The 20,168-nt window shown below is 62.1% G+C and carries 18 protein-coding genes; 5 read left to right on the top strand and 13 right to left on the bottom strand.

Going from position 1 to position 20,168, the window contains the following annotated elements; genetic code table 11:
* Nucleotide 1: 1 nt before the first annotated feature.
* The 4 genes from darG to pchP form a co-directional block, all read right to left on the bottom strand.
* Nucleotides 2–1,090 (bottom strand): type II toxin-antitoxin system antitoxin DNA ADP-ribosyl glycohydrolase DarG, encoded by a 1,089-nt coding sequence (gene darG, locus AC3B5Q_RS24525; protein ID WP_275966674.1) that lies wholly within the window; start codon nucleotides 1,088–1,090, stop codon nucleotides 2–4.
* Complete coding sequence (gene darT / locus AC3B5Q_RS24530; RefSeq protein ID WP_019752695.1) at nucleotides 1,090–1,731, bottom strand: type II toxin-antitoxin system toxin DNA ADP-ribosyl transferase DarT; 642 nt, start codon at nucleotides 1,729–1,731, stop codon at nucleotides 1,090–1,092. The genes darG and darT overlap by 1 nt, the downstream gene beginning before the upstream one ends.
* Nucleotides 1,728–2,306 carry a DarT ssDNA thymidine ADP-ribosyltransferase family protein gene (locus tag AC3B5Q_RS24535; RefSeq protein ID WP_488392768.1) on the bottom strand — a complete coding sequence of 193 codons (579 nt, stop codon included), beginning with the start codon at nucleotides 2,304–2,306 and terminating at the stop codon, nucleotides 1,728–1,730. Before AC3B5Q_RS24535 ends, darT begins: the two co-directional genes overlap by 4 nt.
* Before the next feature lie 97 nt (nucleotides 2,307–2,403).
* The gene (gene pchP / locus AC3B5Q_RS24540; protein WP_021783642.1) at nucleotides 2,404–3,459 is read right to left on the bottom strand and encodes a phosphorylcholine phosphatase PcpP; all 1,056 of its coding nucleotides are present in this window, start codon (nucleotides 3,457–3,459) and stop codon (nucleotides 2,404–2,406) included.
* A 244-nt stretch (nucleotides 3,460–3,703) separates the two neighbouring features.
* Here pchP and AC3B5Q_RS24545 point away from each other — a divergent pair, with 244 nt between their 5' ends.
* Nucleotides 3,704–5,095 carry an L-cystine transporter gene (locus tag AC3B5Q_RS24545; RefSeq protein WP_021783641.1) on the top strand — a complete coding sequence of 464 codons (1,392 nt, stop codon included), beginning with the start codon at nucleotides 3,704–3,706 and terminating at the stop codon, nucleotides 5,093–5,095.
* Between the two features lie 123 nt (nucleotides 5,096–5,218).
* On the opposite strand, the gene AC3B5Q_RS24550 is transcribed toward AC3B5Q_RS24545, so the two are convergent.
* Nucleotides 5,219–5,734 (bottom strand): dihydrofolate reductase, encoded by a 516-nt coding sequence (locus AC3B5Q_RS24550; protein WP_021783640.1) that lies wholly within the window; start codon nucleotides 5,732–5,734, stop codon nucleotides 5,219–5,221.
* 54 nt (nucleotides 5,735–5,788) lie between these two features.
* Here AC3B5Q_RS24550 and AC3B5Q_RS24555 point away from each other — a divergent pair, with 54 nt between their 5' ends.
* Both AC3B5Q_RS24555 and AC3B5Q_RS24560 read left to right on the top strand, forming a co-directional pair.
* On the top strand, nucleotides 5,789–7,180 hold the full coding sequence (locus AC3B5Q_RS24555) for a DUF2868 domain-containing protein (protein ID WP_081004704.1): 1,392 nt from the start codon (nucleotides 5,789–5,791) through the stop codon (nucleotides 7,178–7,180).
* Nucleotides 7,173–8,537, top strand: coding sequence for a GTPase/DUF3482 domain-containing protein (locus tag AC3B5Q_RS24560; RefSeq protein ID WP_021783638.1), 1,365 nt, complete (start codon nucleotides 7,173–7,175; stop codon nucleotides 8,535–8,537). The genes AC3B5Q_RS24555 and AC3B5Q_RS24560 overlap by 8 nt, the downstream gene beginning before the upstream one ends.
* Before the next feature lie 314 nt (nucleotides 8,538–8,851).
* On the opposite strand, the gene AC3B5Q_RS24565 is transcribed toward AC3B5Q_RS24560, so the two are convergent.
* The 5 genes from AC3B5Q_RS24565 to AC3B5Q_RS24585 form a co-directional block, all read right to left on the bottom strand.
* The gene (locus tag AC3B5Q_RS24565; protein ID WP_021783637.1) at nucleotides 8,852–9,877 is read right to left on the bottom strand and encodes a putative 2-aminoethylphosphonate ABC transporter substrate-binding protein; all 1,026 of its coding nucleotides are present in this window, start codon (nucleotides 9,875–9,877) and stop codon (nucleotides 8,852–8,854) included.
* 18 nt (nucleotides 9,878–9,895) lie between these two features.
* On the bottom strand, nucleotides 9,896–11,620 hold the full coding sequence (locus AC3B5Q_RS24570) for a putative 2-aminoethylphosphonate ABC transporter permease subunit (RefSeq protein ID WP_103443668.1): 1,725 nt from the start codon (nucleotides 11,618–11,620) through the stop codon (nucleotides 9,896–9,898).
* A gap of 1 nt (nucleotide 11,621) precedes the next feature.
* Nucleotides 11,622–12,680, bottom strand: coding sequence for a putative 2-aminoethylphosphonate ABC transporter ATP-binding protein (locus AC3B5Q_RS24575; protein ID WP_275966671.1), 1,059 nt, complete (start codon nucleotides 12,678–12,680; stop codon nucleotides 11,622–11,624).
* Between the two features lie 119 nt (nucleotides 12,681–12,799).
* On the bottom strand, nucleotides 12,800–13,669 hold the full coding sequence (locus AC3B5Q_RS24580; RefSeq protein ID WP_488392769.1) for a LysR family transcriptional regulator: 870 nt from the start codon (nucleotides 13,667–13,669) through the stop codon (nucleotides 12,800–12,802).
* Nucleotides 13,670–13,678: 9 nt separating this feature from the next.
* Entirely contained in the window at nucleotides 13,679–15,937 is a 2,259-nt protein-coding gene (locus tag AC3B5Q_RS24585; RefSeq protein WP_103443667.1) for a heavy metal translocating P-type ATPase, read from the bottom strand.
* An 83-nt stretch (nucleotides 15,938–16,020) separates the two neighbouring features.
* On the opposite strand from AC3B5Q_RS24585, the gene cadR reads away from it, so the two are divergent.
* Complete coding sequence (gene cadR / locus AC3B5Q_RS24590; protein ID WP_021783632.1) at nucleotides 16,021–16,464, top strand: cadmium resistance transcriptional regulator CadR; 444 nt, start codon at nucleotides 16,021–16,023, stop codon at nucleotides 16,462–16,464.
* Nucleotides 16,465–16,581: 117 nt separating this feature from the next.
* On the opposite strand, the gene AC3B5Q_RS24595 is transcribed toward cadR, so the two are convergent.
* The 3 genes from AC3B5Q_RS24595 to AC3B5Q_RS24605 are packed head-to-tail and all read right to left on the bottom strand — an operon-like array spanning nucleotide 16,582 to nucleotide 19,210.
* Entirely contained in the window at nucleotides 16,582–17,553 is a 972-nt protein-coding gene (locus AC3B5Q_RS24595; RefSeq protein WP_028697543.1) for a thymidylate synthase, read from the bottom strand.
* A gap of 51 nt (nucleotides 17,554–17,604) precedes the next feature.
* Nucleotides 17,605–18,411 (bottom strand): prolipoprotein diacylglyceryl transferase, encoded by an 807-nt coding sequence (gene lgt, locus AC3B5Q_RS24600; protein WP_010955678.1) that lies wholly within the window; start codon nucleotides 18,409–18,411, stop codon nucleotides 17,605–17,607.
* Nucleotides 18,412–18,427: 16 nt separating this feature from the next.
* A complete protein-coding gene (locus AC3B5Q_RS24605) occupies nucleotides 18,428–19,210 on the bottom strand; it encodes a sulfite exporter TauE/SafE family protein (protein WP_021783581.1) in 783 nt (260 codons plus the stop codon).
* A 132-nt stretch (nucleotides 19,211–19,342) separates the two neighbouring features.
* On the opposite strand from AC3B5Q_RS24605, the gene AC3B5Q_RS24610 reads away from it, so the two are divergent.
* Nucleotides 19,343–20,089, top strand: coding sequence for an NRDE family protein (locus tag AC3B5Q_RS24610; protein ID WP_021783580.1), 747 nt, complete (start codon nucleotides 19,343–19,345; stop codon nucleotides 20,087–20,089).
* Nucleotides 20,090–20,168: the final 79 nt, after the last annotated feature.

A 20,168-nucleotide genomic window follows, 5' to 3' on the forward strand; every position in this document is an offset into this window, starting at 1 on the left:
GTCAGTGAAGCGAGGTGGCTGGGTCGGATCGAAACATTGACAGCTTTTGAAGAGCGATTCCAAGTGCCTCGTCATCGAACAGTTTGCTTTTTCGAGCAGCGGCACCTACCCCTCCTGACCAACTTTTCAGGTGTTCGCGAACTGCAGGGACTGTCGGCTCAACACCATCTTCATGCAATAACCAATCAACGGTGGCCAGCAGCTCCATACCAAACGGAGACTCGAAACCATCAATCAACTCGGCAGTGAACTCCAACGCCGGCAAATAGGCCTTGGCTTCACTGTTCAGATACGCCTGTAAAAATGACTTGCGCCCCTCATCAAACCAGATAACGTCCAGAGGGCCTGCATCGCTGATCCGCTTTCGGCAGTGTAAATAGCTGCCATCCAGATTATCTAGCAGGTGCTCAAGCCGGTTGGCGTAAGGACCATACTTATGAGCGACAAACTTCAATTCCAATGGGTTGATGCCTGGCGTGAACCGCTCGATTGATCGCTCCAGAAACCAGGCAAGCTTCTGGACTTCGAGCAAGCTGCACTCCATCCCCAGCACCCAATAGCGGCGCACAAGCTCTGCAATCAGGGCTCGAGCCGGGGTCAAAACCTCAACTCCACTGCGCTTGGAAACGTTTTGGTAATTTGCCGTAGGCTCGAAAACGAAAACATCCGCATCCAGATCACCCAGAACGCTCTGAATCTGCTCTCGTACCGCAGCCCAAGGCAACCCGCCATTACCAGCGCCAAGTGGAGGGATAGCAATCGATGCCACCTGGTTATTGATAATGAAGTTGCGCAAATCATGAAGGCCCTCAACGATCCAGCCGATTTGCGAAGGTGAGCGCCAATGCCGCTTGGTTGGAAAATTCACAATCCAGCGTGGACCGTCCAGCTCACGCACTTCAGTAACAAACATCTTCCCGGTAACCACCTCTTTCGCTTTGCAGGCAGCAGCATACTGGCGATAGTTTTCGACAAAACGCTCCTTGAACATCAGCGCGATGCCTTTCCCCATCACCCCTACGGTGTTAACTGTGTTAACCAGCGCTTCGGCCTTGGCCTCCAGCAGGTTACCTTGCATAAAGCGGATCATTAGAAGTACCACCCAGGACGAGCATACACAGGGAGATTCAATCGACGTTGCTGAACCTCCTTGTCGACACGCCCCTTCAAAGCTTCGTTGTAGCAGACAATTCCCAGAAGGGCAGCAACTGGGACATGTCCATGGATAAGGGCCTCAGCCTGATAACGCTCCATTTTCCGAGGGTCATCAGGGTCACGTTTGAAATCCCTGCGTTGCAAAATCTCCCAATCGATTTTGTCCAGCTGCGTGAGGTCACTGTAGTAGCCGGCCCAATGCGGGTAGGCATGGGCATCCGTGAACACAAACTGCAAACCCAGCGACTGCGCATGGTACAGGCTGGAGACAAGAATCACGATCTCTTCATTCCGCCGCTGAGGAACCCCCCACCCCGAATGAATATTCTTCATCATCACGGAGAACGGGGTGAAGTAGAACGGTACATAATCTGCCAGCGTCCCATTGGGTTCCAGAGGCACACGGCGTTGCGCTCGCTTGCTGATCAGCTCTGGATTGCCAATTCCAACGTAGGTGCTGGAAAGCTTCCCAGAGGAGACAGCGTGCAGCCCATGATCCAGAACCCACGACAGGTTATCGCGGTGAACAATTCGCCAGATGAGTGCCTTGGATGGGTTGAGACTGGAATAAATCATCTAGGTGGGAACATGTTTGGATTCGAGTCGATCCACAGATTGCCCATCCCCGCTCCTCTTGCTTCCCGCGCTACGGATTGCTGGATTTCAGGTGATGGCGTATAGATTTTTGAAAACTGGGCCGCCAGTACTGGGCCCGGGGCTAAGCACTCAGCCATGCAAATGTGCTTGCACAAGGGATCACGATACTCTCGTCGCTCCATCATGTCCCAGTCAATCGCTCCAAACCCTGCTTCATAATCCAGTAGCTCGAACGTGCCACCGGCCAACGGATGCCTTGGTATCACCCGCCAGTTGGACTGACGAGCGTGGCTTCTGGCCACGGCAATTAACACAAAACGCTCACCCGGTTGATCCTGATGCACTCTGCCATCGAAGGGGTTTTTCGCAAACCAATGAAATGGCACAAACTGTTCCATCCCCTCATCCCGCCGGCCTTCGATAATTTCAGGATCAGCGATATCGGTAAAACCGGCCTGCAAGTGGGCTCTGGGAAGCAAGCCCCTTTGCATGATGGAAGGGACATTTTCAATACTTGTCAGGTGGTAGATGAACTGCTGATCTCGAATAGCCACTGGCAAGCTCCGGCAGAAATGACATCCATGTGCCATCAACCATAGTCATTGGATCCACACCTGCCAGGGCGCAGCCGGCTCAAATCAAACCTAACCCCTATTGAATCTGCTCCGGCGTGACGATCACCCAGTTCTTGTCTGCCGTCACCGGCAACCCTTCCTTGGCCTGCGCTGCCGCATTTTTGGCAATCATCCCGTTGAGCTGGTCCATGTACTTGGCCTTGCGGTTTATCCACAGGTGGATACCGCCTTTGCCCACATCCACACCGTGGAACTGCATGTAGCCATCGCTGGTCGGCGTGTCGCCGCCCACCAGCACCGGTTTCTTCCATTCATCGATGTAGGTAAGGATCGCCGCCTGCTTGCCCGCCATCCAGGTGGCTGGGGTCCACAGGTAGGGGGTCAGCTCCAGGCCCTCGTTAGCCTTGGCATCGTAGTGCCCGGCGCTGATCTGCTTGCGCGCAGTGGTCAGCTGGCCGCTGGCGCGGTCCTTGAGCAACAGGCTCACGCCAATCACGTTCTGGGGCTTCACGTTGTATCCATACTTGGGGTCCGAGGCGACCATGCGCACCAGCTCTTCGGAGGCCGCCGAAACCACATAGACCTCGATGCCATTCTCCATCAGCTTGTTGTACAGCTCGGCCTGGCCCTTGAAGACCTTGGGCGGCTGAACCTCGATGGCCTTGACCTGGTCGCCTTCGTAATAGGTGCTGGGGATCGGCTTGGTCGAAGCCATCAGCTCATCCACCTGCGCCTTCAGCTGCTTGAGGGTAAAGCCAGAGAACACCTGGGCTACCCACGGGTAGCAGACCATGTCATCAATTTCACACAGCCGGTAGTAGTAACTGAACAGGCTTTCCTTGTGCTCGGCAGTGTCCTTGAACGGCATCAGCTTCAGCGATGGGTCGAGCTTGTCGCGGCTTAGCAGGCCCTTGTTTTCCATGAACGGAAGCAAGGCTTCTTCCAGGTCATAGCGGTAACTGGTGTTGTCCATGTCGAACACCGCATAGTTACCCTTGTTGGCATTGGCGGCGATCATGCTGTCGAGCTGCTTGGCTGCGTCGGCAGGCCAGTGTTTGAGCTCGGTGGCGAAGGTTTCGATACTGAACAGCAGGGACAGGCCGATGGCGGCGGCTTTCACAGCGACTTTCATGTACGAATCTCCTGAAATGACCCAGAAACGCTAGTGCAACAATCCCCACTGCAAACCCTCGATAACGACCCCCAGGCAACTGTAAACGCCTTGTTCATTGCAATTTGCGACACCTCGTTATTCCATAAACGACTATGCCAATTCCATTTGGGTATAAATTCGTTTGTTTTCAGGCTGTTAGCATTTCCGTTCGCAATCGCTCACAGAGGCGATGCCATTTCTGCCTTTTTCTGCTGGAGCTTCAATGAACCTGCCGCTGTCACTCAACCTGCTGGCGTTCCTGGCCCTGTTGCTGGGCCTGGCACAAACCCGCCGCACAGACTGGAGCCTGGCCAAGAAGGTACTGCTTGGCCTGGTGCTGGGCGTGGTCTTCGGCCTTGTGCTGCACACGATCTACGGCGCTGGCCACCCCGTGCTCAAGGCAACCATTGCCTGGCTCGACCTGGTCGGCAACGGCTATGTCGGCCTGTTGCAGATGATCGTCATGCCGCTGATCTTCGCCTCGATCCTCAGTGCCGTGGCGCGCTTGCACAATGCCTCTTCACTGGGCCGCATCAGCGTGCTGAGCATCGGCACCCTGTTGGCGACCACCGCCATTGCAGCTCTGATCGGCATTGTGTTGACCAACCTGTTCGGCCTCAGCGCCGAGGGCCTGGTGGCCGGTGCCCAGGAAAGCGCACGCATGCAGGTTATCCACAGTGACTACGCGGGCAAGGTCGCCGACCTCAACATCCCGCAACTGTTGCTGTCGTTCATCCCCAGCAACCCGGTAGGCGACCTGGCTCGGGCCAAGCCGACCTCGATCATCAGCGTGGTGATCTTTGCCGTGTTCCTCGGCCTGGCCGCGCTGCAGTTGATCAAGGACGACGCAGAGAAGGGCGAGCGCGCCCTGTCGGCCATCGACACCCTGCAGGCCTGGGTGATGCGCCTGGTGCGGGTAGTGATGAAGCTGACCCCCTATGGCGTGCTGGCGTTGATGACCAAAGTCGTGGCCAGCTCCAACACAGAGGACATCCTCAAGCTGGGCAGCTTCGTGGTGGTGTCGTACCTGGGCCTGGGGTTGATGTTCGTGGTGCATGGCATCATCCTCGCCGCCACCGGCGTAAGCCCGCTGCGCTTCTTCCGCAAGGTGTGGCCGGTGCTGACCTTTGCCTTCACCAGCCGCTCCAGCGCCGCCAGCATTCCACTGAACATCGAAGCACAAACCCGCCGTCTGGGCGTGCCGCAATCGATCGCCAGCTTCAGCGCATCGTTCGGCACCACCATTGGCCAGAACGGCTGTGCCGGGCTCTACCCGGCCATGCTGGCGGTGATGGTTGCGCCAGCGGTAGGCATCGACACCTTCGACCCACTGTGGATTGCCACCCTGGTGGCCATCGTCACGCTGAGTTCGGCAGGGGTTGCCGGCGTGGGCGGCGGTGCTACCTTCGCCGCGCTGATCGTGCTGCCAGCCATGGGCTTGCCGGTGGAGTTGGTGGCGCTGCTGATTTCGGTGGAGCCGCTGATCGACATGGGCCGTACGGCGTTGAACGTGAACGGTTCGATGACGGCGGGCGTTGTCACCAGCCAGCTGCTGAAAGAGACAGACAAGGAAGTGCTGGCCGGAGATGAACATGCCGAGCTGAGCCACACCTGACAGATCGCCGGGGCGCTTTGCGCCCCTTTCGCGGCAAGACCGCTTGAGTCTTGTTCAAAATCTGAACACCCTGTGGTCCCCCGTAGGAGCGGGTTCACCAGCGAAGCAGCCCCCCCGACAATCTCAACCCTTGTCCCAAACCTCGAAGTGATACGCCGGCTTGCCTTCCTCAGCCTGTGCCTCGCTAGAAGTCAGCCTCCACTGCCCTTCATCAAACGCCGGGAACCACGCATCCCCCTCTGGCGCCAACTCAACCCGCGTCAGGTACATACGGTTTACCAGCCCCTTCTCCAGCGCCTGCCCATACAGCTGCGCCCCACCTATCAGCATCAGCTCTCCGACGCCCTGCTCGCGCGCCCACTGCTCGGCCCGCACCAACGCCTCTTCAAGCGAGGCGAACACCTCGGCACCCGCCAGTTGAAGCTCCGGCTGGCGGCTGACCACGATGTTCAGCCGCCCAGGCAACGGCCGCCCCAGCGAATCCCAGGTCTTGCGCCCCATGATGATCGGCTTGCCCAGGGTGGTGGCCTTGAAGTACTTGAAGTCCCCCGGCAAATGCCAGGGCATGGAGTTGTCGATGCCGATCACGCGGTTCTCGGCATACGCCGCGATCAGGCTGAGGGGGAGTGATGTATTCATGCCAGCGAGGATAGCACCGGGCGTGTGGGTTATGCTTCTGCCTTGACCTGTGCAATGGAAGACCTTGTGACTGCACCCACGCCACTGGACAAGCGCTGGCTCACCGAAGCGGTACGCCTGCGCGAAGAACATGCCGGCCCGCTGGAAGACCAGGAAGCCAACCGCCACGCCCGCCAGCTAGGTGGCGACCTGGCCACGCGCATCGAAACACGTGCGCTGTTCCTCGCCGAGCGCGATGGCATGACCGGCGCCCTGCGCCATTGGAAGCAGGGCGCGCGCCTGGCGCTGCTGGCCTTGCTGCTGATGGCCGTGCTCAGCGGCGCAGGCCTGGGGCTGGCCGCCCTCGGTGACGGGCAGCGCCCGGTGAATGTGTTCTGGGCGCTGGGCAGCCTGCTCGGGCTGAACCTGCTGATGCTGCTGGGCTGGGCCATGGGTTTTGCCCTGAGCGGCGAGCATGGCGCAGGGCTGGGCCGCTTGTGGCTGTGGCTAAGCGAACGCTTTGCCCGCGATGCCCAGGCCGCGCACCTGGCGCCAGCGCTGCTGGTGCTGCTGCAACGTCAACGCCTCAACCGGTGGCTGCTCGGCCTGTTGGTACATGGCCTTTGGCTGTTGGCGATGCTTACCGCACTGGGCATGCTGCTGGCCTTGCTGGCGACCCGGCGCTATGGCTTTGTCTGGGAAACCACCTTGCTCGCCGCCGACCCGTTCATTCACCTGACCCAAGCGCTGGGCGCCCTGCCCTCGTTGCTAGGCTTCGCCGTGCCCGACGAAGCCATGATCCGCGCCAGCGGCGACAGCCTGCCGGCCCTGGACATGGCACGCCAGGCCTGGGCCAGCTGGCTGCTCGGCGTGGTGCTGGTATACGGCCTGCTGCCCCGCCTGCTGCTGGCCGGGCTATGCCTGTGGCGCTGGCGCCAGGGCCGTGAACGCCTGACGCTGGACCTGGGCCTGCCTGGCTACGCGCAACTGCGCGAGGCACTGATGCCGCGCAGCGAGCGTATCGGCGTGCAGGACGCCGCACCGGAAGCCTTGCCACAATTTGCCGCCGGGCAGCTGGAAAGCGGCAGCAGCGGTGCCCTGCTGGTGGGCCTGGAGCTGGATGACCAGCGCCCCTGGCCACCCGCCCTGCCCAAAAGCGTGACCGATGCCGGCGTGCTCGACAGCCGCGAATCACGCAACCGGCTGCTGGAACAGCTCAGCCGCTTCCCACCGGCACGCCTGGCCATCGCCTGCGACCCACGCCGCTCGCCCGACCGAGGCAGTTTGGCGCTGCTCGCCGAACTGGCGCGCAATGCCGGCGCCACCCGTATCTGGCTGCTGCAGGCCGCACCGGGCCAGCCCCTCGATGCCGAGCGCCTGGGCGATTGGCACGAGGCCCTTGACCGCCTTGGCCTGCAACATGCCGACACCTCACCGCTGACCTGGCTGGAGCATGGCCATGACTGAGCCACTGAAACTGGCCGTGGTCGGCCATACCAATGTTGGCAAAACCTCGCTACTGCGCACCCTGACCCGCGACGTCGGTTTTGGCGAAGTGTCCCACCGCCCCAGCACCACCCGCCATGTGGAAGGTGCGCGACTGTCTGTGGACGGTGAACCCTTGCTGGAGCTGTACGACACGCCCGGCCTGGAAGATGCCATCGCGCTGCTCGACTACCTTGAACGTCTGGAACGCCCGGGCGAGCGCCTGGACGGCCCGGCCCGCCTGGAGCGTTTTCTGCAGGGCAGCGAAGCGCGCCAACGTTTCGAGCAGGAGGCCAAGGTATTGCGCCAACTGCTGGCCAGTAATGCCGGCCTGTATGTGATCGATGCGCGCGAGCCGGTGCTGGCCAAGTACCGAGACGAACTGGAAGTACTGGCCAACTGCGGCAAGCCGTTGCTGCCGGTGCTCAACTTCGTCGCCAGCAGCCAGCACCGCGAACCGGAATGGCGTGAAGCCCTTGCCCGGCTTGGGCTTCACGCATTGGTGCGGTTCGACAGCGTGGCCCCGCCAGAGGATGGCGAACGCCGTTTGTACGAAAGCCTGGCGCTGCTGCTGGAAAGCGCCCGCCCGGCACTGCAACGGCTGATCGACGACCAGCAGGCGCAGCGCCTGGCACGCCGGCACAGCGGCAAGCGCCTGATCGCCGAACTGCTGCTCGACTGCGCTGCATGCCGGCGCAGTGTCGAGGCCGAACCGGCGGCAGAAGCCCGGGCCATCGAGGCGCTGCGCCAGGACATACGCCAACGTGAACAGCGTTGCGTCGAGGCCTTGCTCAAGCTGTATGCCTTCCGCCGCGAGGATGCCCATGCCAGCGACCTGCCGTTGCTGGATGGCCGCTGGGGCGATGATTTGTTCAATCCAGAGACGTTGAAACTGCTGGGCGTGCGCTTGGGAAGCGGTGTGGCGGCGGGGGCTGCGGCCGGTGCCGGGGTCGATTTGCTGGTTGGTGGCCTTACCCTCGGCGCAGCGGCGCTGGCCGGGGCGATTGCCGGCGGCGCGCTGCAGACGGCGCGCAACTATGGGTCACGGTTGATGGGCAAGCTCAAGGGCAAGCGCGAGCTGACCGTGGACGATACGGTATTGCGTTTGCTGGCCTTGCGTCAGCAGCAGTTGATGGTGGCGCTGGATAACCGCGGGCATGCGGCACAGGACAGCATTCGTCTGGTGGAGCTGGATGAAAAGGCCTGGCGTGAGGGCAAGTTGCCGGAGGCGTTGGTCAAAGCGCGGGCGCACCCGCAGTGGTCCACCCTCAATCCAGGGGCAAAGCTGAATCAGGCTGAGCGGCAGGAGCAGCTCGAAGCGCTGGTTTCGCAGATTTGAGGGGCTGCGAGGGGTATGCCTTGAAGGATGTGGTGCCTGTGAGATCGAGCGCCGCCCGCGCGGCGCATCGCGAGCTGCGCTCGCTCCTACGTTTGTTTCGGGCCAGTTATGCCTGTGACAGGCGCGCGCGACCGCCTTGTTTGTACGACGCGATATCGCGGCATGCACCAAGGGGGGACGCGCGCAAATCCCGCAGGAATGATTGGCCCGAAACAAACGTAGGAGCGAGCGCAGCTCGCGATGCGCCGCGCGGGCGGCGCTCGATCTCACAGGCGACAAAAACCTCAAGCCGGGCCCCCACCAGCCCTCACCAATCACTGCGCTGCCACCTTCTCCGACTTACCGTCATAGCGCTTGCGCCATTCGGCCAGAATCTGGTCACGGTTTTTCGAAGCCCAGACAAAGTCGTTCTTGATCAACCGCTGCTCATAATCTGCCGGCAGTTCGGTCTGCGGCTTGGCAATGCCCGGCGCGGCCAGTACGGCGAAGTTTTCCTTGTACAGTTCCATGGCCGCCGGGCTGGCCGAGAAGTCGGCCAGGCGCTTGGCCGCATCCGCCTTGGGCGAGCCTTTGATCACCGCGGTTGCCTCGATCTCCCAGCCCAAACCCTCCTTCGGCAGCACGATGTCCAACGGCGCACCTTGGCGCTTGAGCTGCACGGCCGGGTATTCGAACGAAATACCGATCGGGAACTCGCCCGCCGCCGCCAACTTGCATGGTTTGGAGCCGGAATGGACGTACTGGCCGATGTTCTGGTGCAGCGCGTCCATATAGGCCCAGCCCTGCGGCTCGCCAAAGGTTTGCAACCAGGCACTGACATCCAGGAAGCCGGTGCCGGACGAGGCCGGGTTGGGCATGACAATCTTGCCTTTGTACTCAGGCTTGGTCAGGTCCTGCCAGCTCACCGGTTTGCTCAGGCCCTGTTTCTCGGCCTCGATGGTATTGAAGCAAATGGTGGCGGCCCACACGTCCATGCCAACCCAGGCTGGCGGGTTGGCGGCGTCGCGATAATTACCGGAGATCTTGCCCAGGTCCTTGGGCGCATAGGCTTCAAGCATGCCGCTCTGGTCGAGGATGGCCAGGCTCGACGCCGCCAGACCCCACACAGCGTCGGCTTGCGGGCGGTCTTTCTCGGCCAGCAGCTTGGCGGTGATGATACCGGTGGAATCACGCACCCACTTGATCTCGATATCCGGGTTGGCCTTTTCGAAGGCCTGCTTGTAGGTTTTCAGCTGTTCGGCTTCCAACGCGGTGTAGACCGTCAGCTGGGTATCGGCGGCCGACGCCTGCAGGCTGAACACGGCGGAAACGGCAGCGGCAAGGGCAAGGTGCTTGTGCATGGGTAGGTTCCTTGGAAGTCAGACGGTCGCGGCGCGTTGGCGCCAGGCTTGGGAGCGGCGCAGCAGGCCGCGCGAGGCTGCAGCCAGCAACAGTGAAGCGCCGGCACTGGTCAGCAGGATGAGAGTGGACATGGCGGCGGCACCGCCAACGTTGCCGGCGTCGTCCATGTTCAGCACGGCAACTGCAGCCAGGAGGGTGTCGGGGCTGTACAGGAAAATCGCTGCCGACACGGTGGTCATCGCCGATACGAACAGGTAGCGGATGATATCCAGCAGCGCCGGCAGGCAGATCGGCACGGTCACACGCAGGAAGTGCCTGTACAGCGGCGCTTTCAGCGACAGCGCGGCGGCCTCGAACTCGCCGTCGAGCTGGCGCAGGGCGGTGGTCGCGGTCATCTGCGCGGTGGTCAGGTAATGGGCAATGGTGCACACCACCAGCAACCCCATGCCGCCGTACAACACATGCAGCGGGTTGCCGTTCAGGTTGAAGAAGAATACATAGCCCAGGCCCAGTACCAGGCCCGGCACGGCCATGGGGATGAAGCTGAGCAGGCGCAGCGCATGGTTGAGCAGGCGTTGGCCCTGGGTCTTCTCCATCAGGTAGGCACCGGTGAAGATCACGATGCTGCCAATCAGCGCGGTGCCAATGGCCATGGTCACGCTATTGCGGTAGGCCAGCCAGCCGCCACCGGCAGTGTCTTCGAACATGTAGTGGCGCAGCGACAACGACAGATTGTAGGGCCAGAAAGTGACCAGCGAGGAGTACACCGCCATACCGATTACCACCAGCAACGCCGCGCACACCAGCAGCACAATGGTCAGGAAGCAGGCATCGCGGCTGCGTGATGGCTTGGGTTCGAATACCTGCGCTCGGCCGCCCATGACCTCGCCCTGGCGCCTACGCAGCCAGGCGTCGACGGTAAAACTGAACAGGGCCGGCAACAGCAGCACCATGCCGATCAGCGCTCCACGACCGAACTGTTGCTGGCCCACCACCGCCTTGTAGGCTTCCAGCGCCAGCACTTGATAGTCGCCCCCCACCACGACCGGTACACCGAAGTCTGTGATAGTTAGCGTGAATACCAGGCAAAACGCCGCGAATACCGCCTGGCGCGAGGCCGGCCAGGTGATGCTGGTGAACGCCCGCCACGAGCCTGCCCCCATGCTGGAGGCCGCATCGAACAGGCGAGCATCAGCCAGTGACAGTGCCGACAGCAGAATCATCAGCGCATGCGGGAAGGTGTAGATAGCCTCGCCCAGCACGATACCCCAGAAGCCGTAGATATTGTCGCTGAGCAACCCGCGCAGCAGGCCCTGATTGCCAAACAGGTAGACCAGGGCAATGGCCGGCAGCATCGACGGTGCCAGCAATGGCAGCAGCGAAATCCCCCGCCACAGGCCCTTGGCCGGGATTAACGTGCGTTGGAGGGCAAAGGCGAACAAATAGGCCAGCGGTACCACAATGGCCGCGACGGTGAAGGCCACCGACAGACTGTTGCCAAGTAGCCAGTGGAAGCTGGGGCTGGCGAACAGTTCACGGGCCGCCAGCAAGCCACCACCCTGGCCCGCTTCCCCGCTGAAGCCACGCCAGAAGATCGCCAGCAAAGGCATCAGCACGGCCAGCACCAACAGAATCAGCAGCAGGCTCTTGCCGCCGATGACGAACAACCGGTCACCCAGGGCGATGCCAGCACGCGGCGTGGCTTTGGCCTGGCTCAACGGCAGGGACATTGGCGCGGCCATCTCAGGCAAACACCTGTAGGCTCTGCGGCGGCAACGCCACCCAGATGTCCTGCGAGCCCAGGCGCGGCATGGCCTCGGGGGCCAGCTCGGCCAGCAGGGCATGGCCTGGCAGAGCCTTGAGTTCAAAGCTCATGCGGCAGCGGTTACCGAGGAAGGTGATTTCACGGACCATGGCCGGGAACAGGTTTTCTTCGTGCACCACCGGGTTGACCGTGATCGCTTCCGGGCGGCAGAACAGCCGGCCACTGCTGGCCTGGGATGATCCCGGCGCCAGGCGCATGTTCATGTCGCCGACCTGAGCATGGTTGTCGCTGCTGCGCTGGAACGGCAGCCAGTTGCCCTGGCCGACGAACTCGGCAACGAACGGCGTGGCCGGATGGTCGTAGATTTCCTGCGGGGTGGCGTACTGCTCGACCTGACCGTTGTTCATCACCGCAATGCGGTCGGCCATCAACATGGCCTCGTCCTGGTTGTGGGTAACCATCAACGTGGTGATGCCCAGTTGGCGCTGCAACTGACGCAGTTCGGTGCACAAGTGCTCACGCACCCGGGCGTCCAGCGCCGACATCGGCTCATCGAGCAGCAGCAGCGATGGCGACGGTGCCAGCGCGCGGGCCAGGGCCACACGTTGCTGTTGGCCACCGGAGAGCTGGCCTGGGTACTTCTTCTCGCTGCCCGACAGGCCTACCAGTTCGAGCATTTCGGCCACCCGCTGGCGGGCCTGCTCCCGAGCACTGCCCGACAGGCCATAGGCGATATTGGCTTCGACGGTAAGGTTGGGAAACAGCGCGTAGGACTGGAACAGGATGCCGTAGTCCCGCGCCTGGGGAGACAGATCGGAGATATCGCGTTCGCCGATGTACAGCGTACCGCGGTCCTGGCGTTCCAGGCCGGCAATGCAACGCAGCAGCGTGGTCTTGCCACAGCCGGATGGGCCGAGCAGGCACACCAGCTCGCCCGCGGCGATGTCCAGCGAGACATCGTTGAGCGCCGTGAAGGCTCCGAAGCGCTTGTGGATAGTGCACACTTTTATCTGTGCGCCGGGGGTGGTGTGGTTCATGGCAGGGCCTCATCGAAGAGATGGGGCCATGCTAGGCAGGCTGTGCGAAGGTTCTGTGGCTTTAAGGCAAAAGCCGGTGATAGTGGTATAGGCAGATTTAGTAGTGGACCGCGAAGAATCTAGAACTGCGAACCGGCCACTTCCTGCGCCACCCCCAGGAATGCCGCCGGCAACCTCGCCTGGCGCCGTTCCTTCAGGCAATACAGGTACTCATGCATCACCGGCGCATTCTCCAGCGCCAGCACCCGGAGTTCAGGGTTGTGCGGCACCTCATGGCGGGCAATCACGCTGATGCCGATATTGCGTAGCACCGCTTCGCGGATCGACTCGCGGCTGCCCATTTCCATCATGGCGCTGGCCTTGACCCCAGCCTCCTGCATCATCTGCTCGGTCAGCTTGCGTGTGGTCGAGCCCTTCTCGCGCATCAGCAGGCAATGCCCCGACACCACCTCGATCGACACCGTCTGGCGATGGGCCAGCGGGTGGTTACGGTGCACCGCCACCACCAAAGGGTCAGTGCCCAATATCCGCCGCACCAACCGTGCGTCCTCCACCCATTGCGACGACGCGGCAATATCCACCCGGTAATCCTCAAGCATTTCCAGTACCTGCTGCGAATTGCCGATCTCCACCGCTACCTCAACCTGCGGCAGGCGTTCGCGATAGACCTTGACCAGGTCGAGAATGTAGTAAGGCGCAGTGGCAGCGATGCGCAAGCTGCCCTGGGCCTGGCCACTGTTGCGCAGCTCGAACTCGATGTCGGCTTCCTGCTGCAGCAGCGCCTTGACCATCGGCAGCAGGCGTAGGCCTTCCTCGCTCAATACCAGGCGCCGCCCGCCGCGGTAGAACAGCTCCACAGCGTACTGGCCTTCCAGGCTGCGGATCTGGGTGGTCACCGTGGGCTGGCTGAGGCCAAGCTTCTTCGCCGCCTGGGTGATGCTGCCCAGACGGGCCACCATGTAGAAGGCCTTCAGCTCGGCACTCAGCATGCACGTCCTCTATTTACGCAAAAGGCGCAAGCCGTTGAACACCACCAGCAAGCTCACGCCCATATCAGCGAACACCGCCATCCACATCGTGGCCATGCCGGCAAAGGTAATCGCCAAAAATATCGCCTTGATGCCCAATGCCAGAACGATGTTCTGCATAAGGATCGCCGCACTTTGGCGCGACAGCCTGACGAAGGCCGGGATTTTCCGCAAGTCATCGTCCATAAGCGCCACATCGGCAGTCTCGATCGCCGTGTCGGTGCCGGCAGCAGCCATGGCAAAGCCTATTTCGGCGCGAGCCAGCGCCGGGGCGTCGTTGATGCCGTCACCGACCATGCCCACCCGATGGCCTTGGTCGTACAAGGCCTCAATGGTTTTCAGCTTGTCGGCCGGCAACAGGTTGCCCTCGGCGCGGTCGATCCCAACCACGGCGGCAATGGCCTGCGCAGTATGGGGATTGTCACCGGTCAGCATGACAGTCTTGATACCCAGTTGATGCAATTCGGCGATCGCCTGACGGCTGCTGTCCTTGACCGTGTCGGCCACGGCGAACAGTGCCAGTGGCCCGGAGCGGTCGAGCAGCAGGACCACTGTCTTGCCCTGGCGCTCCAGCGCATCCAGTTGGGCCTCCAGCGCTGGCGAACACAGCCCCAGTTCCTCGACCAGACGATGATTGCCCAGGTGGTAGACCTCACCGGCGATCACGCCACGCACGCCACGCCCGGCCAGGGCGGCGAAGTCACTGACCTCGCTCAAGGCCAGGCCTTGCTGCTTGCCGAACTCGGCAATGGCGCGGGACACCGGGTGGTCCGAACGCTCGCCCAGGCTGGCCGCCAAGGCCTGTGCACGGTCTTCGAACAGCGGCACCAGCACCTTGGCGTCGGTCTGCACCGGCTTGCCATGGGTAATGGTGCCGGTCTTGTCCAGGGCCAGGAAATCAAGGTGGCGGCCACCCTCCAGGTACACGCCACCCTTGATCAGGATGCCTTTGCGCGCAGCGGCGGCCAGGCCACTGACGATGGTCACCGGGGTCGAGATCACCAGCGCGCACGGGCAGGCCACCACCAGCAGCACCAAGGCGCGGTAAACCCAGTCGAACCAGGCGCCAGCCATGAACAGCGGTGGTATCAGCGCCACGGCCAAGGCGATGGCGAACACCACCGGGGTGTAGATGCGCGAAAAACGGTCGACAAAGCGCTGGGTAGGCGCCCGCGCGCCTTGTGCTTCCTCCACCGCCTTGATGATCCGCGCCAGGGTCGACTGCCCGGCAGCGGCGGTGACGCGAAACTCCAGCGCCCCCGCCTGGTTGATGGTGCCCGCGAACAGTTTGTCGCCCACCCCCTTCTCCACAGGCAGGCTTTCGCCGGTAATCGGTGCCTGATCGACGCTGGATTGCCCACTGGTCACTTCACCGTCCAGGCCGATGCGCTCACCCGGGCGCACCCGCACCAGTGCGCCGATGTCTACCTCACGCACTTCCAGCTCGCGCCACTGGCCATCGGCCTGCTGCACCGTAGCCATGTCCGGGGTCAGTTGCATCAAGCCGCCGATGGCATTACGCGCACGGTCCAGCGAGCGCGCTTCGATCAGTTCGGCAACGGTGAACAGCACCATCACCATAGCCGCTTCCGGCCACTGGCCAATCAATACGGCCCCCGTCACGGCGATACTCATCAGTGCATTGATGTTGAGGTTACGGTTTTTCAGGGCAATCCAGCCCTTCTTGTAAGTACCCAGGCCGCAACCGAGGATCGCTGCCAGTGCCAGGCCCGCCACCACCCATTCCGGGGCGAGTGCAGCAAAGTGCACGATTTCGGCGGCGATTGCGGCAACGCCCGACAATGCCAGTGGCCACCAGCGGGCCTTGGCCGGTTGTGGCACGCTGGCGCTGCCATCGTCTTGGGCGGCAATCGGCTCGGCCTTCATGCCCAGGCTGTCGATAGCCCGCTCGATATCGGCGGTGCCATCCAGGGTGTGGCGCACGCCAAGCACGCGGTTGATCAGGTTGAATTCCAGCTGTTCGATACCGGCCAGCTTGCTCAGCTTGTCCTGGATCAGGGTCTGCTCGGTGGGGCAGTCCATCGCATCAATGCGGAAACGGCTGAGTTGCGCCTGGGCGCTGGCCGTTTCGCTCAGTTGCACCAGCGGCGGTGCGGCTTTGGCGCCGCAGCAGCTGTGGCCGTGGGCAGCATGGCCATGGTCGTCATCGCCATGAGCGTGATCGTGATCGTGCGGATGCTTGTGTTCGTGGCTGACAGGCTGGTTCATGGGGTCATCCTTAAATTGAGCCTGTTGCCAAGTGAACACCCTGTAGCCACTATAGGGTCAAGCCACTTGCTGGAGATTTCGTGATGAAGATCGGAGAACTGGCCAAAGCCACCGACTGCGCGGTGGAAACCATCCGCTACTACGAGCGTGAAAACCTGCTGCCGGAGCCAGCGCGCAGCGACGGCAACTACCGGCTATACACCCAGGCCCATGTGGAGCGGCTGACCTTTATCCGCAACTGCCGCACGCTGGACATGACCCTGGACGAAATTCGCAGCCTGCTACGCCTGCGCGACAGCCCCGACGACGCGTGCGGCAGCGTCAATGCGCTGATCGACGAGCATATCGAGCATGTTCAGGCGCGGATCGATGGCTTGGTGGCATTGCAAGAGCAGTTGGTGGAGCTGCGGCGGCGCTGCAATGCGCAGGGGAGTGAGTGCGCGATCTTGCAGCAACTGGAGACGAACGGGGCGGTATCGGTGCCGGATACCGAACATTCGCATGTGGGGCGCAGTCACGGGCATTGAGCCAAACTCTTCGCGGGTGAACCCGCTCCCACAGGGACCGCGCACGACTTAGGCCTGTGCAGTACCCTGTGGAGCGGGTTCACCCGCGAAGAAGCCAGTTCAAACAATGGAGATCTATCAGACCGCCATCGGCGCTGTCATCGGCGCGTGGTGTTCATAACCTTCCAGCCAGAAATCACTCGGCTCGATCTTCTCCAGCCACTCCGGCTCATACTTGCCAGTTTCGGCAAATGCCGGCACACGGTCGCTGATGACCAGCTTCGGCGCCTCCAGCGGCTCGCGCTGGAGCTGCTCGTTGAGCATGTCCAGATGGTTTTCATACACATGGGCATCGCCGATGAAGTAGGTGAACCAGCGCGGTGTATAGCCGGTCAGGCGGCCGAACAACGACAGCAGCGCCGCACCTTCGGTGAGGTTGAACGGTGTGCCCAGCCCCAGGTCGTTGGAGCGGATGTAGAGGGTCAGGGAAATTTCCCTGGTCTCGACATTCGGGTGGAACTGGTACAGCAGGTGACACGGTGGCAGTGCCATTTCGTCCAGTTGCGCGCAGTTCCAGCCATGGAACAGGATGCGGCGGCTACCCGGGTCGTTGGCGATGGTGTCCAGGCACTGGCGCACCTGATCGATCGCCTTGTACAGGATGACGAACGCGACGCCGTCCTCTTCGTCCTGGGCAATGCGGCGGAAACCGGCTTGCTCGGCCATTTCGATGGCCGCCGGGTTGCTCAGCGGGATGCGCTTGTAGCCCGGCCACTGGCGCCATTGCACACCATAGATCTCGCCCAGGTCGTCATGGCCTTGGCGGAACGGGTTGGCCAGCCACTGGGCGTTTTCGTTGGCATTCTGGTCCCAGACCTTGCAGCCCAGCTCGCGGAACTCACCGGCGTTCTTCACGCCACGCAGGAAACCGACCATTTCACCAATCGCCGACTTGAACGCCAGCTTGCGCGTGGTAATGGCCGGAAAGCCCTTCTGCAGGTCGAAACGCAGCATCGCGCCCGGCAGGCTGATGGTGCGGATGCCGGTGCGGTTTCCTTGCAACGTGCCGTTGTCGATGACGTCGCGGACCAGGTCCAGATACTGTTTCATGGCTTACCTGTAGCAAAAACGGCAGGGGGATCGCCCCTGCCGTGGGATTAATCAGGCGGGTTTCGCCGTGGGCTTGCGATTATAAGCCCACCAGATCAAGACGAGGCCACCGACTATCATCGGAATGCACAGCAACTGGCCTTGAGTGAGCCAACCGAACGCGATGTAACCGAGTTGTGCATCCGGCACCCGGACAAACTCCACGGCAAAGCGGAAGATGCCGTAGCACAGCGAGAACATTCCCGACACCGCCATGGTCGGCCGTGGCTTGCGCGAGAACAGCCACAGGATGACGAACAGCGCCACGCCCTCAAGGGCGAACTGGTAGAGCTGCGACGGGTGGCGTGGCAACTGGGCCGGGTCGCTGAACGGCGGGAAGATCATCGCCCATGGCACGTCGGTGGGTTTGCCCCACAGCTCGGCGTTGATGAAGTTGCCGATACGCCCGGCGCCCAGGCCAATCGGCACCAGCGGGGCGACGAAGTCCATCAGCTCGAAGAACGACTTGTTGTTGCGCTTGCCGAACCACAAGGCCGCCAGCATCACGCCGATGAAGCCGCCGTGGAACGACATACCGCCCTTCCACACTTCGAAGATCAGCGTCGGGTTGGCCAGGTAGGCGTGCAGGTCGTAGAACAGCACATAGCCCAGGCGCCCGCCGACAATCACCCCCATCGACAGCCAGAACACCAGGTCGGACAGCTTCTCGCGGTTCCAGGTGGGGTCGAAGCGGTTCAGCCGGCGTGAGGCCAGCAGCCAGGCACCGCCGATGCCGATCAGGTACATCAGGCCGTACCAATGGATTTTCAGCGGCCCGATGGCCAAGGCCACGGGGTCTATCTGCGGGTAAGGCAGCATGGAACTTCCTCTCGATTCAAATCAAAAAGCTGAGGCCGACACAGAACAGCAGGGCTGCGAACAGGCGTTTCAACAAACGGGGCGACAGCTTGTGCGCCAGGCGCGCGCCGAAGCGGGCAAAAAACATGCTGGTCACGGCAATGCCGACAAGCGCCGGCAGGTACACGTAACCCAGGCTGTTAGGCGGCAGATGCTCCTCGTGCCACCCCAGCAGCATGAAGCTCAGGGCACTAGCCACAGCAATCGGTAGGCCACAGGCCGAGGACGTGGCCACTGCCTGCTGCATGGGCAGGCTGCGCCAGGTGAGGAACGGCACCGTCAGCGAACCACCGCCAATGCCGAATATGGCCGAAGCCCAGCCGATTACGCCGCCTGCGCCGATCAATGCGGGCTTGCCGGGGACGCCACGGCTGGCCTTGGGTTTGAGGTCCAGCGCCATCTGCGCGGCGATGACCAGGGCGAACACGCCAATGATCTTTTGCAGCAGCGGGCCCTGGATAAGCGAGGCGGTCTTGGCGCCGACACCCGCCCCGAGCAGGATGCCAAGGGTCATCCAGGCGAAGATTGACCATTGCACGGCACCCTTGCGGTGGTGCTCCAGCACGGCGTTGATAGAAGTGAAGACGATGGTGGCCAGCGACGTGCCGACTGCCAGGTGGGTCAGCACCGAAGCGTCGAAACCCTGCAGGGTAAAGCTGAACACCAGCACCGGCACGATGATGATGCCGCCGCCCACGCCGAACAGCCCGGCCAGCACACCGGCACAGGCGCCCAACAACAGATAGAGCACGAATTCCATTCGGCTTCCCCTAGAAAATCAATCCGGCATGGTAACGGAAGCCGGGCTCGGGGCTCTAGTGAACTCTGTGTCAGGATGGATCCGCACTGCTCCTGTGGGTACAGTGACAAAAAAAACACGGAGGCCCACCCCATGTGCCTGATCGTATTTGCCTGGCGGCCGGGGCACGCCCTGCCGCTGATCGTGGCGGCCAACCGCGACGAATTCTATGCCCGCCCCACTCAGCCCTTGGCGGCCTGGGAGGATGCACCTGGGGTGCATGCCGGGCGCGACCTGGAGGCAGGCGGTACCTGGCTGGGCGTAGGCCCACAGCAGCGCTTTGCCGCGCTGACCAACATCCGCGACCCGGGCCAGGCGCCGGGGCCTCGCTCGCGGGGTGAGCTGGTGGCGGCGTTTCTGCAAGGGGAGCTGGGGGTCGAGGCTTACCTGGACCAGGTAACCAGCCGTAGTGGGCAGTACTCGGGGTTCAACCTGCTGGTGGGTGACGGGCAGCAACTGGGTTATCTGCATGCCCGTGAGGCCACGCCGCGCCTGCTGAAGGCTGGGGTTTACGGGCTTTCGAACGCCGGGTTGGATACACCGTGGCCGAAACTGGTGAAGGCACGTGACGGGCTGCAGCGCCTGCTGGACACACCGGAGCCGCACAGGCTGCTGGCATTACTTGCGGATAACGAGCCCGCGGCTGATGGTGATCTACCCGAGACAGGCGTGGGGTTGGCAACTGAGAAGTTGCTGTCGAGCGTGTTCATCGCCAGCCAAAATTACGGGACCCGGGCGAGTACAGTGCTGATTGTGGATAAAAAGGGGCAAAGGCGGCTGGTTGAGCGCAGTTTCGGGCCTTTTGGCGGGCATTTGGGTGAAATAGAGTTGCTGGCCTGAGCATTTGATGTTGTCTGTTCGGGCCTCTTCGCGGGTAAACCCGCTCCTACAACGGCCTGTGCCAGGCCACCGATGTGTG

The organism is Pseudomonas sp. D5(2026), from assembly GCF_057766845.1.

Bases quoted from the DNA above. Each gene is read 5' to 3' on its own strand.
- darG (WP_275966674.1), bottom strand. From the start codon at position 1,090: ATGATCCGCTTTATGCAAGGTAACCTGCTGGAGGCCAAGGCCGAAGCG.
- darT (WP_019752695.1), bottom strand. From the start codon at position 1,731: ATGATTTATTCCAGTCTCAACCCATCCAAGGCACTCATCTGGCGAATT.
- pchP (WP_021783642.1), bottom strand. From the start codon at position 3,459: ATGAAAGTCGCTGTGAAAGCCGCCGCCATCGGCCTGTCCCTGCTGTTC.
- AC3B5Q_RS24545 (WP_021783641.1), top strand. From the start codon at position 3,704: ATGAACCTGCCGCTGTCACTCAACCTGCTGGCGTTCCTGGCCCTGTTG.
- AC3B5Q_RS24550 (WP_021783640.1), bottom strand. From the start codon at position 5,734: ATGAATACATCACTCCCCCTCAGCCTGATCGCGGCGTATGCCGAGAAC.
- AC3B5Q_RS24555 (WP_081004704.1), top strand. From the start codon at position 5,789: ATGGAAGACCTTGTGACTGCACCCACGCCACTGGACAAGCGCTGGCTC.
- AC3B5Q_RS24560 (WP_021783638.1), top strand. From the start codon at position 7,173: ATGACTGAGCCACTGAAACTGGCCGTGGTCGGCCATACCAATGTTGGC.
- AC3B5Q_RS24565 (WP_021783637.1), bottom strand. From the start codon at position 9,877: ATGCACAAGCACCTTGCCCTTGCCGCTGCCGTTTCCGCCGTGTTCAGC.
- AC3B5Q_RS24570 (WP_103443668.1), bottom strand. From the start codon at position 11,620: ATGGCCGCGCCAATGTCCCTGCCGTTGAGCCAGGCCAAAGCCACGCCG.
- AC3B5Q_RS24575 (WP_275966671.1), bottom strand. From the start codon at position 12,680: ATGAACCACACCACCCCCGGCGCACAGATAAAAGTGTGCACTATCCAC.
- AC3B5Q_RS24580 (WP_488392769.1), bottom strand. From the start codon at position 13,669: ATGCTGAGTGCCGAGCTGAAGGCCTTCTACATGGTGGCCCGTCTGGGC.
- AC3B5Q_RS24585 (WP_103443667.1), bottom strand. From the start codon at position 15,937: ATGAACCAGCCTGTCAGCCACGAACACAAGCATCCGCACGATCACGAT.
- cadR (WP_021783632.1), top strand. From the start codon at position 16,021: ATGAAGATCGGAGAACTGGCCAAAGCCACCGACTGCGCGGTGGAAACC.
- AC3B5Q_RS24595 (WP_028697543.1), bottom strand. From the start codon at position 17,553: ATGAAACAGTATCTGGACCTGGTCCGCGACGTCATCGACAACGGCACG.
- lgt (WP_010955678.1), bottom strand. From the start codon at position 18,411: ATGCTGCCTTACCCGCAGATAGACCCCGTGGCCTTGGCCATCGGGCCG.
- AC3B5Q_RS24605 (WP_021783581.1), bottom strand. From the start codon at position 19,210: ATGGAATTCGTGCTCTATCTGTTGTTGGGCGCCTGTGCCGGTGTGCTG.
- AC3B5Q_RS24610 (WP_021783580.1), top strand. From the start codon at position 19,343: ATGTGCCTGATCGTATTTGCCTGGCGGCCGGGGCACGCCCTGCCGCTG.